A 14,805-nucleotide genomic window follows, 5' to 3' on the forward strand; every position below is an offset into this window, starting at 1 on the left:
ACAGACATTGCGAAATGTCACACTGTATAATGGCTTTCATAAATAACGCTCCAGCGATAACAAAAATAAAAGTAAAACACCATTTTTACGAATAACCGCTGCTGGATTTATCTTTCATGACTACGGATAGAAACTGAATAAGTAATGACTCAAGATACCCCAAAATCAACTCCAGTTGTCCATAAAAAAAAGACCGTAAAAAAAGTGGCCTTATGGGCAATGATCGCATTCTTAACGCCCATCATCACAGTATCTGGCGTATTAGCTTATGGCGTTAAACTTGATCTGAGCTCACATCGAAATGAAATTAATCAATGGCTAACCAAGACCCTTGATAGAAAAACAGATATCAAAGGAAATATGACTGTCACCCTGTCATTTAGCCCAGAGATTGAATTAAGTGATGTTACCATTGCGAATTTAACATCAATGCCATGGCAGCCAATGCTAAAATCAGGCTATATTGCAGCCAAAATTTCAGTATTGCCATTATTAAAAAACACACTGAAAATTGATTACATTAATCTTAAAGATATCTCATTAAACTTACTACGAGATCAACAAGGTAATGAGAATTGGTTGTTTAATCAGCCGACTACATCACCAAAAAACACCCAATCATCGTCACTTAAATTAATTTTAAGTAACAATATTATCGCAGACAAAATTCGTCTTAATTATGAAGACCAAGTTAAAGGAACCTATTACAGTGGTTATCTTGATCACCTTGCGCTAACCAAACCAGATAAATGGTTATTAGTCGCTAAAGGCGATGCTATGGGCAGTGAATATAACCTTTCACTGACGGGTGATTTACAAAAACTGATCAATAATCAACATGGTCAATTATTTGCCAAAGGCAGCTTTGCAGGTGCTGAAGTCGATATTGATGCCAACATAACCCCATTTAATAGTGGTGATGATTCAACGGCTAATATCAGTTTACAGTGGAAAAATACTAACCAAATTTCAAACCTCTTAGATCTTGATTTAAAGCATGTTGCCCCTTTATCGATGACCACTGAACTCAGTGTATCCAATAAAGGTATTGCCTTTGAAAATATTCAAATACACAGCCCTATTACCTCTGCTGAGGGATATATTAATGTTCGTTTTGCGCAAAATGCTCAACAGCTAAACATTATTAATGGCAAGTTAGATATTCCAGAGATTGATCTTCGCCCATGGCTACAACCGCAACCACAAATGATGCGTGCATCAATGTATGCCGCAGCACCACAACAATCACCACTACAAAAAGCATTGGATCAGTGGTTAGTTAAAACGCGTACTCACTTCGGCTTGACCATCGGTAAAATCAAAGGTCTTGGTACACCTGTTAACACGATTTCACTTAACATTGATGGTGAAAAAGGCAAATTATCTGCACCAATGGCAGCCAATATTGCTAATGTTGCTTTTAAAGGCAATGCCCGTATTAATGCAACGCAATGGACATCAAAAGTAGATGTTACGTTAGGCGCTAAAGATTCACCATTAGGTGAAATGGCTGGTTGGATTTCAGGCTTACCCAATGCAACGGGATACCTTAAAAATGCGCAACTGAAACTCACAACGGAAGGTACCAAATTACAACAATGGTTAGATAACAGTCAGCTTGGACTTACTATCAGTCATGCTAATATCAATTGGGGGGCTAAAGCGTCATTTGCCATTGATAAAGCGCAATTACATTCCGGAATGTCACAGCCGTTCAGCTCAAATATTAACGGTAAAATCATGGATATTCCGGTTAAGATTACTGCCAAAACGGGCACATTAGCCGATATTATTAATCATCGCACTTGGACACCATCACTGCACTTCTCAAGTCCAGTTTTAGATATAAAAGCACAAGGTAAGTTAGTCAATACTGACTGGCAGCAAGGCAGTTGGTTTGACATTAACGTTCACAGTAATGACGTTGGAAAACTAAGTCCATGGCTCAATACTCGTGAAACCATGCATGGTAAACTTAATTTCAAAGGTAAGCTAACCAATAACGGTCAATGGCTGGATCTTGATATTCCTGATATCACGCTACTTAACAGTCAGGGTAAATTAAATTTACAGTGGCAATCTTTACACGATCAGCCATTTTTAAAATTAAATAGCCAATTCAATACACTTGATTTTACTCAATTAAGTCAGTTTATTAATAAGACCAGCTTACCTAAAGTAGAACAAACGGTCCCTACCCAAGGCGTTAATCTTGATGTGCCTATTCTGAGTAACAAAATTATCATTGCAGATGCCGATGTGAATTTACGTGTTAATAAAATGCTGTGGGCACAACAGCAAGTTGATGATATGGCATTTAAAGGTCAAATCCGTAACGGTAAACTCAGTACATCACCGTTTAGTGCGCGTTATGCAGGCAGTGTTTATAACGGTGATATTGCCTTTGATATTAATAATCAAACCATTAACTCACAGCTACATTTAGCGGTAAACAAACCTAATATTGGCCGTATTTTACATCAATTTAATATCGTCAATAATCTCGGTATGAGCTTAGATAGTGCCAAACTTGCTGTTTCATTATCAGGTCGAACATTGTTAGAGTTAATGGAACAAGCAAAGATAGATGCTAAACTCAATGGTGGTAAATTAAGCCTATCAGACAGCTACACTGGTAAAGCATTTGATATCGCATTGAACCAAGGCCACTTTATTACAGGGCCGAATACGGCGACTCATCTTACCCTTGATGGACAAGCGGCCAATAAACCCGTAGCAATCACGCTTAATTCAGTATCATTGAAGCAAGCCAATGATGGCCGTAAGTCAATTCCAGTTAAACTAAATGCCAATATTGGTGACATTAAGTTTGATGCTCAATCACAGGTTGTATTACCGATTGATCCTAAAAAACTGAATCTAATCTTTGAGGCAACGACCCCAAACTTAAACCGCTTTGATGATTTCACTGGCATAAAATTACCCCCTTATGGACCCGTAAAAGTCGCCGCATCATTATCAATGGATAAGATCGGTTACCACCTGCGTGACATGTTAATCAAGGTTGGTAGCAGCACTCTTAAAGGCCGTGGTGAGTTTTTACCACCGCTTAAAGGTGATGGTCGTCATCGTCCTGATATTAAATTGGCACTTAATGCACCGTTTATACAGATCAACGATTTCAAGCTGAAAAATTGGCAAGCATGGTTACCTGCTAACCAAAAAAACCATAAGCTTACCGTTAAAGATCAGCCCGTAAATGTCATTAGTCCGCAGGGATTAAATTTATTCAATGCAGATTTTAAACTAAACGTAGGCAATGTACGTTCAGGTAAAGATTGGTTAGGTGCTGGTAGATTGGATTGGACCTTACATAATGGTCTATTAACGCTGAAACCATTACATATTCAATTACCCGGTGGTGATATCAATATTGATGGTTCTGTTGCGCCTAAAGGTGATAAATTTGCTATTAAACTCAATGGACTGGTGAAGAATTTTGATTACGGCATTATCGCCCGCCGTATCGATCCTAAAACTGATATGCACGGTAAGATCAGTGCTAAATTTGATTTAAGCAGTGTTGCTAATACACCAGAAAGCTTAATGAATAATGCCAATGGTTTTATTGGGTTTGCGGCATGGCCTAAAGCTTATCAAGCTAATCTTATCGATCTGTGGGCGGTGAGTTTAGCTGATGCCGTATTACCCACCTTTACCACCAAAGATAACTCGGTACTTAACTGCGTTGCTGGCGGATTTAATATCCATAATGGCAATATGAAACAACGTGATTTATTACTTGATACCTCACGCATTCAAGTACATGGCGCATTTAATGCCAGTTATAAGAAACATGACTTTAACTTGTATCTATCACCACGATCTAAAAGAGCACAAATATTTAGCCTTCAAACCCCTGTAGAAGTGCATGGCACGTTTGAGAAGTTTAATCTTGAAATACCGCTCTCTGCCATTTTTGAAACATCGATACGGTTTACAACCAGCCCTGTCGTGGCGCCATTACAATGGCTGTTTGAAAAACCGATTGCCGCTAATGGCAGTGCGGAATGCCAGCGAATTTGGCAAACACAATAGGCGCATTATCTCCCTGTAATGTTAAAAGATGGATTTTATAATCCATCTTTTTTTTATTTTGTTGTTTTAAAATAAAGAATCACCACCTTGGTTATGATGTAATAAAGACATCAACTTTATTGTTATCACATCATTAGCATCAACAAGGTTATTATGAATTCAAAACTCGATAATGTACTGCTTAATATCGCGCTCAACCTCAGTGCAAACCTTGCTAATAAACAGCATTATCAGCATCTTATTGATGGAATTGATCAAGTTTTCCCTTGTGATGCCAGTGCATTATTTATACTCGATAAGCAAGGTTTATTAACTCCTGTTGCCGTTAAAGGATTATCCCCAGCAGTATTAGGACGTCGATTTTATCCTCAAGCACACCCACGTTTAGAAGCCATTATGGCCAGTAAACAACCGGTCCGTTTTGATGCCGATTCACCATTGCCCGATCCTTTTGACGGTATTTTACTTAATGAACAACAAACCATTGATATTCATGATTGTTTAGGTTGTAGCTTATACGTTGAAGGACAATTGGTTGGCGTCTTAACATTAGATTCATTAACCGTTGGCGCATTTGATGATATTGAAACCGTTGCCATTGAAACCTTTGCGGCTTTAGCGGCGGCAACGTTACGTAATATCGCCCAATTTAATGCACTGAAAGATCAAAATAAAAAGCAAAAATCACTCACAAATACATTGATCCAACAAGCACGCTCACAGCAAGGTGAAATGGTTGGCATTAGCCCTGTAATGCAACGGTTACGTACCAATATTGCCACCGTTGCAAAGTCTGATTATGCGGTGTTGATCAGTGGTGAAACAGGCACAGGCAAAGAGTTGGTAGCTCATGAAATTCACGCTCAATCTGCACGTGCAGATACGCCAATGATTTATGTTAACTGCGCCGCACTACCCGAAGGGCTCGCTGAAAGTGAGATGTTTGGTCATGTAAAAGGGGCATTCACTGGCGCAAATAGCCATCGCGCAGGTAAATTTGAATTAGCCGATGGCGGAACTCTATTTTTAGATGAAATTGGCGAGTTACCGCTACTTTTACAAGCAAAATTATTACGCGTGATCCAGCAAGGTGAATTGCAACGGGTTGGCAGTGACCAACATTTACACGTTAATGTACGGATTATCGCCGCAACTAACCGACAATTAGAGACAGAAGTCGAGCTTGGTCACTTTCGTGCTGATTTATATCACCGCCTTAATGTCTTTCCTATCTTTGTGCCTTCTCTACGTGAACGTCATGATGATATTCCCGTACTCGCTGGTTATTTACTTGAAAAAGTGCGCCATCAATTTAATATACCTAATCTACATATTCATCCCAAAGTATTAAGCATGCTTGAAGCGAAGTCATGGCCGGGTAATATTCGTGAATTAGAACATACACTTACCCGAGCAGCATTACGTGCCATACAAGATGAACAAAAGACTGTAACTAATCAATATTTTGATTTACCACCAACCAATGATGTTAAAAACACATCACAATTTTTCCCTGAACAATCACAACCAATGCGACAATTAGTTGAAAATTATCAAAGGCAGTTAATTGAACACACGCTTGAAAAAACAAACAAAAACTGGTCAAAATCGGCAGAATTTTTACAAATGGATCGCGGTAATCTCTACCGCATGGGAAAAAAATTAGGTATTAAATAACAACACCATCAAACTAATGATGTCATATATACAACGATTATGATGTATTTATAACATCATCAATAAATGGAAATATAAAAAAAATACTTAAAAACAATAACATAAAAGGTGGCACGGTTAATGCTATATGGCGAGGAGATAATATTTATAATTAGATAATCAAACGCTGGAGCTTTTTCATGTTTTGTATTCAATGTGAACAGACAATAGAAACACCGATTAAAAAAGGCTGTTCTTACGCCGCAGGTATGTGTGGTAAAACGGCTGAAATTTCAGATCTACAAGATGTGTTAGTTTATACCTTGCAAGGGGTATCATACTGGGCGGATCTTGCACAAAAGTTTGATATTGTTGATGATGAAATTAACCATTGGGCACCACGTGCATTCTTCTCGACCTTAACCAATGTTAACTTTGATCGTGATCGCATTCTAGCGCTAACAAACCTTGCTGCAAGTTATAAGGCACGTTTAACACAAGCCGTAACAGCAGCAATGACACTGACACAACAGCCATTACCAACCCTACCCGCAGTGGCTACATTTGAATTACCCGATAATATTGACGCTATCTTAGCGTTAGCGCCACAAGTTGCCGTTAACCGCGGCTATGAAACCATCAATGAAGATGTGATTGGCTTACGTTTATTGTGTTTATATGGACTAAAAGGCGCAGCGGCTTACATGGAGCATGCGCGTGTATTAGATCAAACTGATAATGCTATTTATGCACAATACCACCACATCATGGGCTGGTTAGGCACAGATCCGACTGATCTAAATGCATTACTTGAGTGTTCAATGGAAATTGGTCTGATGAACTACAAAGTAATGGAAATGCTTGATTTAGGCGAAACCAATACTTTTGGTCACCCAGAACCTAGCCAAGTTAACGTTAAGCCAATTGAAGGTAAATGTATTTTAGTCTCAGGTCATGACTTGCACGATCTTGAAAAGATCCTGCAACAAACTGAAGGCAAAAATATTAACGTTTACACCAATGGTGAAATGTTACCTGCTCACAGCTACCCTGAACTAAAGAAATACCCTCACCTAGTGGGTAACTACGGTAGTGCTTGGCAGAACCAACAGATTGAATTTGCCAATTTCCCTGGCGCCATTGTGATGACATCAAACTGCCTAATTAACCCTAATGTAGGTCAATATGCAGATCGTATTTTTACACGTAGTATCGTGGCATGGCCTGGTGTGGCGCATATTGAAGGTGATGATTTCACTCAAGTTATTGATTGTGCTTTAGCATTAGACGGCTTTAAACACACTGAAATCGAACATATGATCACGGTTGGCTTTGGTCGTAATGCGCTAATGGCAGCCGCACCTGCTGTTATTGATCAAGTTAAACAAGGCAATATTAACCACTTCTTCCTTGTTGGTGGTTGTGATGGTGATAAAGCAGAACGTAGTTACTTTACTGATTTTGCAGCACAAGTTCCTCAAGATTCACTGATCTTAACTTTAGCTTGTGGTAAATATCGCTTTAATAAAAATAACTTTGGCGACATTAACGGTATTCCACGTTTACTCGATGTAGGCCAATGTAATGATGCTTATTCAGCAATTCAGTTAGCCCTCGCATTAGCGAAAGAGTTCGATTGTGGTATTAACGAATTACCACTGACATTAGTGTTATCTTGGTTTGAGCAAAAAGCGATTGTGATTCTACTGACCTTGTTTGCACTAGGCGTTAAAGGTATTTATACCGGTCCAACAGCACCTGCATTTTTAACCGATAACCTGCTTGCAATTATTGCTGAAAAATTTGATATGCGTCCGATCTCAACCCCAGAGGCAGATCTTAAAACTATCTTAAGTGCATAAACTTAATCTAATTTATGTTTTTAAATAAAATAAGCCCCGCCCAAAACGGGCTTATTTTATTCATGAAAAGTTCAATATTTATTAAAATTAAAACGATGATGACCATGAGAAACTTTCGCTTTTAAATATTCTTTATTACCTTCTTTTAAATGAGCTTTAGTGCCCACAGCTCCAACAATATTTATACCATTTTTCTGTAACCCCAATATTTTATTAGGATTGTTCGTTACCAAGCGTATATGCTTAATACCAAGCGCTGCAAGCATTTGAGCGGCTTCAGAAAATTCTCGAAAATCATCATCAAAACCTAAATAATTATTCGCTTCATAAATATTTACACCTTGACTTTGTAGCTTATAAGCATCGATCTTATTATAAAGTCCAATTCCACGGCCTTCCTGACGTAGATACAAAATAATTCCACCTAGCTTAGCCATATTTTCAATGATTTCATCTAACTGCTCTCCACAATCACAACGTGATGAATGAAACACATCGCCAGTTAAACACTCAAAATGTATACGAACTAAAGGAACCAAGGTTTTTTCTGCATCTTTAAAAATGAGTGCTATATGTTCTTTACCCGATTCAAGGCCATTAAACGAAAACAACTCAGCAGGAGTATTACTATTAATACCTACTTTTAAAGATACTCTTTCCCTAACATTGACCATCATATTCCTAATTATTTCTTATATAGCCTAAAATAAAGGAGCTTTCATTTTCAATAACCACCAACCTAATCGCACACATACTCAACGATCTTCAGGCCAAAACCAGAAAATGAATGATAAAGCTGACGACTAGATGATAATAAGCACATTTTTTTAACACCAAGATCTAATAATATTTGTGAGCCTAATCCAACCTGATGTGATTGACTATTAAAAATAGGCATTTCTTTCTTATCCAAAGCTAGATTCTGAATTTTACTAATTACAATTTCTGGATCTTCTTGTTTAGTAATTATAACAAGGACACCATTTTCAGAACTAATACGCTCCATCGCTGCAGGTAATGTCCATCGCGTTGATCCTATTTGCAGAATATCTTCAAATGTATCTTGTAAATGTACTCGCACTAAAGTTGGAGAATTAGGCTCAATATTGCCTTTTTGTAACGCATAATGAATTTGATGATTAATTTTATCTCGATAAATAATCATATTAAACTCACCAAATTCAGTATTTAATTTACACTCAGAAATACGCTCAATCATGGTTTCATATTTATTTCGATATTCAATAAGGTTGGCGACAGTGCCTAACTTTAAGCCATGCTTTTTAGCAAAGAGTTCTAACTGCGGACGTCTCGCCATCGTACCGTCATCATTCAATATTTCAACAATAACGCTTGAGGGCTCTAACCCTGCTAGACGCGCAATATCACAACCAGCTTCAGTGTGTCCAGCACGAACTAATACACCGCCATCTTGAGCCATTAATGGAAAAATATGTCCTGGCATAACAATATCTGCTGCAGTCGCTGTTGCCGCAACGGCTGCTTGAACAGTACGCGCTCTATCATTGACTGAAATACCAGTTGTAACCCCGGAAGCCGCTTCAATAGAAATAGTAAACGGAGTAGCAAATTTATCGGTACTGCTCTTTATCATCAACGGCAATTCTAATTGCTGGCAACGTTCTTTTTTTAATGTCAGACAAATTAAACCACGACCGTAAGTTGCCATAAAATTTATTGCTTCAGGCGTGACTTTATCTGATGCAATTATAAGATCCCCTTCATTTTCGCGATCCTCGTCATCCATTAATATAACCATTTTCCCTTGCCGAATATCCTCAATAATTTCTTGAGTTGTACTTAACGTCATAATCACTCCTTTATTATTTCATATTGAAGAGAAACTTATATCCAATATATCGATTGAAATTCAACCACCAATGAATATTTAAATATCATCTAATTTTAAAATTAATTAAAAACATACCAACAACTCTATTTATTGGTTGTGTTAAAAACCAAAAATAGAGTTATTACATTAATCGACACCAATATTATTTCAAATAAAAGTTAGGATATAAGTTATATTTCATTAAAATAAATTAATATCACAGATATGCAAAAGCATCGGAAAACATTTTATCCGTATCAGCTTTTTTAAGTAATGTTAACTTTTCACGAACACTACGCGTCATACCTTGCGGGCCACAAATATAAATATCAAAATCTGATAAATCACAAAAATCTTCTATAACTGCATCAATAACATTGCCTTTTTTTCCATACCAACTATTATCAAAATTTTCTAAAACAGGTACGTAACTGACATTATTAAAATCACTAGAAAGAGCTTTTAATTGAGAGTCCGCATATAATAAATTAATATTATTAACCCCCCAATAAACATAAATAGAACGCGATAATTTTCTATTTACACAATTACTAAGAATACTATTAATATACGATAGTCCAGTACCTCCGGCAATAAGTAACAATGGAGAGTTACTGTCTTCACGTAACCAAGCATTACCATAAGGTGCATCTATCTGTATCTCAGAGCTATTCACAAAAGCACCTAAAAAATAAGAAATAGATTTAACGGCGGTGTTTTTTACTGAACTGCCAATATGTAACTCTATAAGCTCATTACATGTAGGACAATTAGCAATTGAAAAAGGTAATTGTTTACCATCTAAATATGCTAAAATATATTGTCCTGCTTTAAAGTTTAGACACTTATCAGGCTTAATAAATACTTTGAAAATGTTGCATTCAGAAGCTTCAATTTTAATTACTTTACAATATAAAATCATAAATCTTCCTTATAGGTTATTTTAAACCTGATGCCATTGATAACGAACACCCTTTCTGTTCCCTTGTCTTCAAACGACGGACGATATCAATCGTAGTACCTTGGTATGGATCTGAATCTTTAATAGTATGAATAATACCAATATCATCAGTAACGATAAATGTTGGATAACTCGTTGATGATGCATCCATATAACTAATAAGGCCCTCTTGACCATCTTTAACTGGCTTTAGCGTTACAGGATCAAGGGCACGTGCATAAACCCACGGCGGAACATGCTTACGCTGATGATTATCTTCAAAGAAACATGTATTTAATTCTACCTGATTAAATGTATCTCGAATCTGGCTTTCATGTGCTAGATGGAAAGTTTCCATTAATAGTTTATTAAATTCTTGACGATTTAGTGCTTGTTTTTGCTTGGTTTTCCAACCACCACCAGTAATAATAAATATACGATTGCCAGCATTAAACTCAATCTCATTTTCTTTCATGTATTGGCATAATAAGTAAATGAAATATGGAGGCCCAATTAAACAAATACCTTTTCCTTTACTATAAATTTCTTTTAAACTTTTAATTGTAAGTTCAAAATCTATTTCATCATTATTTACAGTAAATGTAGTTGGATATAATAACTCAACCAAACTCATTACATATTTAAACCAAACATTTTTAGCATTAAAACGATCAGGTCCCATATTAACAAGTTCTAGCTGATTTTCATGAAATGAACCAAGATATTTCATTCCGTAATTTACAGAACCAAGTAAACGCTCAATACTTATACGATCACGAGCAATATGACTTTTTACACCACTAGTACCACTACTGGTAAACCAGTTTTCAATGTTAGATTCATCTGCTGTACATATTTTGGCATATTTAAACATTGAAGTAGGAAAAACAGGAATAGCATCAAGTGATGAGATATTGTCATCAACATCCAAAGCATTACAGAAAAACTTATAATCTTCATTATTATGATAGTGGTAATAAAATGATTCTAAAATTAATTTCTTTTTTAAAATTTCTTGTTGTTCATAAGTAATATCAAGTGGTGAAGATATAAAAATAACATCATCAATCTCTGTACTAACAATAATATCTTTTTCATAACCATCTAACTCAATAGTCATATTCAATCCTACTTAAAATGTATTTTAAATATAATGACAGAACTTTAAATTAGCACCGCCATTATATTTAGCAATGATTACAAGCTTATGGTTATTAATACTAACCACATTATGAATAGTTGTATATTAATCAATAATGGATAATTTCTTAATAAATTACTTGTCATTTTGGATTGTTTTTGTTGGGGTTTATTATAAAAAATTAACAAATAAAACGTCGAAATTTAATTTACTCATAATAATACCAATTATTTTATAAATTATTTTGGATTTTATCATTAACTATATTAATTACTTTTATAACATCATCATGGTTCTTCATTGATTCAAAAGAAAGTAATACATTTTTTGAACCTGTTCGCTCTAACGCGTGCAATGTTGATTCATAGTAGTCATTATCTGTACCAATCGCGTGTTGACTAATAAGCTCGTTGATTTTTTGTTGCGAATTTAAGTGGGGATATACTTCGGAAATATAACTTGTTAAATAAATTGCTGCTTCTCGATAAGCAACATCACGATCATTATTTATATTTACAAGCAGTGGGAACTGATGCTCAACATTAGAAACGTCAACATTATGCTTTGCTGCAATATCTAAATAACGTTTATAAAAAATCTCCTTCTCTTCAAGGCTATCACTCCAACGATATGTTAATGGAAGCGCTTTTTTAGCAGCCCATTCAACAACACCCATACTAGAAGCCAAAATATATTGCTTCATTTTCTCTTTACTTAAGCAATGAGGATTAATTGATATACGAGGGAAGTTATAGAAATCATTATTAGCTTGGCAATAATTAGTTGTGATTCCTTCATTAATAAGCTCATAGCAAGCTTCAAATTGTAGTTGTTGTGAGTCACGTTGACGTTTAAAGAAATCCATCTCAAAATCAGTAACACAATCACTTAGACCTAAAATAAAACGACTGTCTGATATTTGATCAAGTAAACTTGCTTCTTCTGCAATACGAACTGGATGGTGTGTTGTAATGACTTGATTTAAAGAACCAATATGCAAGCGTTCAGTTAATCCCAATAGAAAGCTTGCAGCTGTCATTGGTGCACCAACAATACCATTTTTAGAAAAGTGGTGCTCGTTTACTAAAGCTGTCGTAAAGTTTTTATAGTCTTTATCAACTAAAGATACAATGTTAATCATATTATCTAAAACTGTTTCTGACGATGTATTTTCAGGCTGAAAGTTGAGGAAGAATAATCCAAAATTCATATTATATTCCTTATATTATTTATTAACGTTAGTCTTAGTGATTTATTTTGGATCTTTTAAAAATGGTGCAACTTGTGTCATGAAAAGTTTCATAGAGGCAATGATTTCTTCCTCTGAGCCATTAGCTTCAAACCCAAGGGTAATATTTGTAATACCTGTTGCATCAATATCACGCTGAATAATTTCAATACATTTTTCAGGTGTTCCTACAGGGTTTAAATCATGACTATAATCAACACGACGTTTAGTATTAGTATGTCCTTTAAGAACAAAATCTTTCCATTGACCTTTATGATAATCATAACCACGGGTCTGATTACTTTCACTAAAGATGTTAGTCGCATTTACGTATGAATCATAAAAATTACCCAAGAACTCACGGCACACATCTTCAGCTTTTTTACCATCTTCATCTACAGAACAGATGAGAGCCATACTATGATCAATATTTTTAATGTATTCTTCACTGTAACCACTATCTCGGGCAACAGCATGATAAAGTTCCATTTGAGCTTTCTTTTCACTCGTTGTAATAATCCAACTAAGCACCATAGGTAGGCCACGCTCAGCAAGCCAAGTCGTTGTTGCTGCTGATTCGGCAGTCATACATGTAGGAATTTTCGCTAAATATGCTTCCGGATAAACCTTTACATCTGGGAATTCGATGTTTTTACCATCAGTATGAAGTATACCTGTTTTTGTACCATCCATAATCATGGTATGAAAATCTTCAGTGATAACACGAGAATCTTCCATCGTTACACCAAAAACACGGAAATCTTTGTGGTACAAGCCACGTACAGCACCAAAATTAAAACGACCTTTTGACATTTGATCTAAAAGTAATAAATCTTCTATCTGACGAGCTGGGTGAGCGGTTGGAAGAACAATGCCCATAGTACCAACTTTTAATTTGGTGGTTCGACCAAGTAAGTTAGCACAAGCAACAAACAGGTTACCTGTTAATCCAAATTCAGTAAAATGATGTTCCAAAGTCCAGTAAGTATCAAAATTTAGTTCTTCTGATACAATGCCTAAACGAACAAAGCGATTCATAATTTCTTTATGTGTCTCACCTGGTGGTTGATATGAGAAAAAGATATTCCCAAACTTCATAAATATATTCCTTTTGATGCTTTATGTCTCAGTTATAATTAAGCTAATAATTTACTTTGTATTTTATTTTTTAAACGACGTTCATTTACTGTAACAATAGTTAGAGTTTCAAATTGCGGTTCAGTAATCTCACTCACTAATCCTACTAAATTACTATCTAACGCAATTGCAGCTTTAGTAATTGATTGATAGAAATTTCTTAACACAATTAAATTCTCACCTAAATCATGTGATGAACCTATTAAAGAGTAAATCTTTGTTTTATCTGAACTGATATTTCGTATTAATTCTTCGACTTCTTGCTGTTGTACCCAATTATCACCATTTGCAATAAAAGCAATAAATGGAAAGTTTAAATTTTTCGTTTTATTTATAGTTGAATCTAATGTATCCCAATTATTTTCAAAACAATCAGTAACAAATACTTTCGAACCAAGATTATATCCATCAAAATCTAGATCTTCTGGTATTTCATCAATATCCATCTGCAAATAATCATATTTCAGTGCTTTTTCAAGTGTATTTCGTAAATTAACCACACCAACAGCGGTAATTAAAAAAGACAAATTAACATCAGTAACAATATCATAAGCAATTCGAGCAGAAAGACTTGATGCAATTAAACCGACCTGAAAAATACCATACTCAGATTTCAACCAATCAATAACGGTTAATAAACTTTCTTTGCCTACTGACATCGAAAATTTATCAATTTCACCACTACTTAATCCAACATGATTAAGCGAATCATAACGAATAACATGAAATCCATTGGTTGATAAATATTGTGCTAAACCTGCAAAATGATCCATTCTTCGAGCAAATCCAGAAGCAATAACAATCGTGCTATTTCTCTTATCACATTGATTTTTAGGAATAGTTTCCCAAACACGTATATGACGTTCGTTGTCAACTTTTATAATATGATCTATTGGTATAGAATTGTTTTCACTTTTCATATTAATTCCT

Annotated in this window: 10 protein-coding genes; 3 read left to right on the top strand and 7 right to left on the bottom strand. The window is 35.5% G+C overall.

Translation table 11 applies throughout. From position 1 onward, the window contains the following. Window positions 1-144: 144 nt before the first annotated feature. The 3 genes from CZ809_RS05390 (at window position 145) to hcp (ending at window position 7,577) form a co-directional block, all read left to right on the top strand. Window positions 145-4,059: an AsmA family protein gene (locus CZ809_RS05390; protein WP_080156349.1), complete on the top strand. Its 3,915-nt coding sequence runs from the start codon at window positions 145-147 to the stop codon at window positions 4,057-4,059. A gap of 153 nt (window positions 4,060-4,212) precedes the next feature. Next, complete coding sequence (norR, locus tag CZ809_RS05395; protein ID WP_080156350.1) at window positions 4,213-5,736, top strand: nitric oxide reductase transcriptional regulator NorR; 1,524 nt, start codon at window positions 4,213-4,215, stop codon at window positions 5,734-5,736. A 179-nt stretch (window positions 5,737-5,915) separates the two neighbouring features. Further along, on the top strand, window positions 5,916-7,577 hold the full coding sequence (hcp, locus tag CZ809_RS05400; protein WP_080156351.1) for a hydroxylamine reductase: 1,662 nt from the start codon (window positions 5,916-5,918) through the stop codon (window positions 7,575-7,577). A gap of 71 nt (window positions 7,578-7,648) precedes the next feature. On the opposite strand, the gene CZ809_RS05405 is transcribed toward hcp, so the two are convergent. The 7 genes from CZ809_RS05405 to luxD all read right to left on the bottom strand — a co-directional run bounded on the left by CZ809_RS05405 (window position 7,649) and on the right by luxD (window position 14,795). Beyond that, the gene (locus CZ809_RS05405) at window positions 7,649-8,251 is read right to left on the bottom strand and encodes a GTP cyclohydrolase II (RefSeq protein ID WP_080156352.1); all 603 of its coding nucleotides are present in this window, start codon (window positions 8,249-8,251) and stop codon (window positions 7,649-7,651) included. Between the two features lie 65 nt (window positions 8,252-8,316). Continuing rightward, window positions 8,317-9,408: a bifunctional 3,4-dihydroxy-2-butanone-4-phosphate synthase/GTP cyclohydrolase II gene (gene ribBA / locus CZ809_RS05410; RefSeq protein ID WP_080156353.1), complete on the bottom strand. Its 1,092-nt coding sequence runs from the start codon at window positions 9,406-9,408 to the stop codon at window positions 8,317-8,319. 238 nt (window positions 9,409-9,646) lie between these two features. Continuing rightward, window positions 9,647-10,351 carry a flavin mononucleotide reductase LuxG gene (luxG, locus tag CZ809_RS05415; RefSeq protein ID WP_080156354.1) on the bottom strand — a complete coding sequence of 235 codons (705 nt, stop codon included), beginning with the start codon at window positions 10,349-10,351 and terminating at the stop codon, window positions 9,647-9,649. A 16-nt stretch (window positions 10,352-10,367) separates the two neighbouring features. Further along, complete coding sequence (gene luxE / locus CZ809_RS05420) at window positions 10,368-11,489, bottom strand: long-chain-fatty-acid--protein ligase LuxE (RefSeq protein WP_080156355.1); 1,122 nt, start codon at window positions 11,487-11,489, stop codon at window positions 10,368-10,370. Window positions 11,490-11,742: 253 nt separating this feature from the next. Continuing rightward, window positions 11,743-12,720 (bottom strand): luciferase subunit beta, encoded by a 978-nt coding sequence (gene luxB / locus CZ809_RS05425; protein WP_080156356.1) that lies wholly within the window; start codon window positions 12,718-12,720, stop codon window positions 11,743-11,745. A 42-nt stretch (window positions 12,721-12,762) separates the two neighbouring features. Then, window positions 12,763-13,836 (bottom strand): luciferase subunit alpha, encoded by a 1,074-nt coding sequence (gene luxA, locus CZ809_RS05430; protein WP_080156357.1) that lies wholly within the window; start codon window positions 13,834-13,836, stop codon window positions 12,763-12,765. Between the two features lie 38 nt (window positions 13,837-13,874). Further along, window positions 13,875-14,795: a fatty acid reductase transferase subunit LuxD gene (gene luxD, locus CZ809_RS05435; protein WP_080156358.1), complete on the bottom strand. Its 921-nt coding sequence runs from the start codon at window positions 14,793-14,795 to the stop codon at window positions 13,875-13,877. Window positions 14,796-14,805: the final 10 nt, after the last annotated feature.

This window comes from Photobacterium piscicola (assembly GCF_900166965.1).
Taxonomy (GTDB): domain Bacteria; phylum Pseudomonadota; class Gammaproteobacteria; order Enterobacterales; family Vibrionaceae; genus Photobacterium; species Photobacterium piscicola.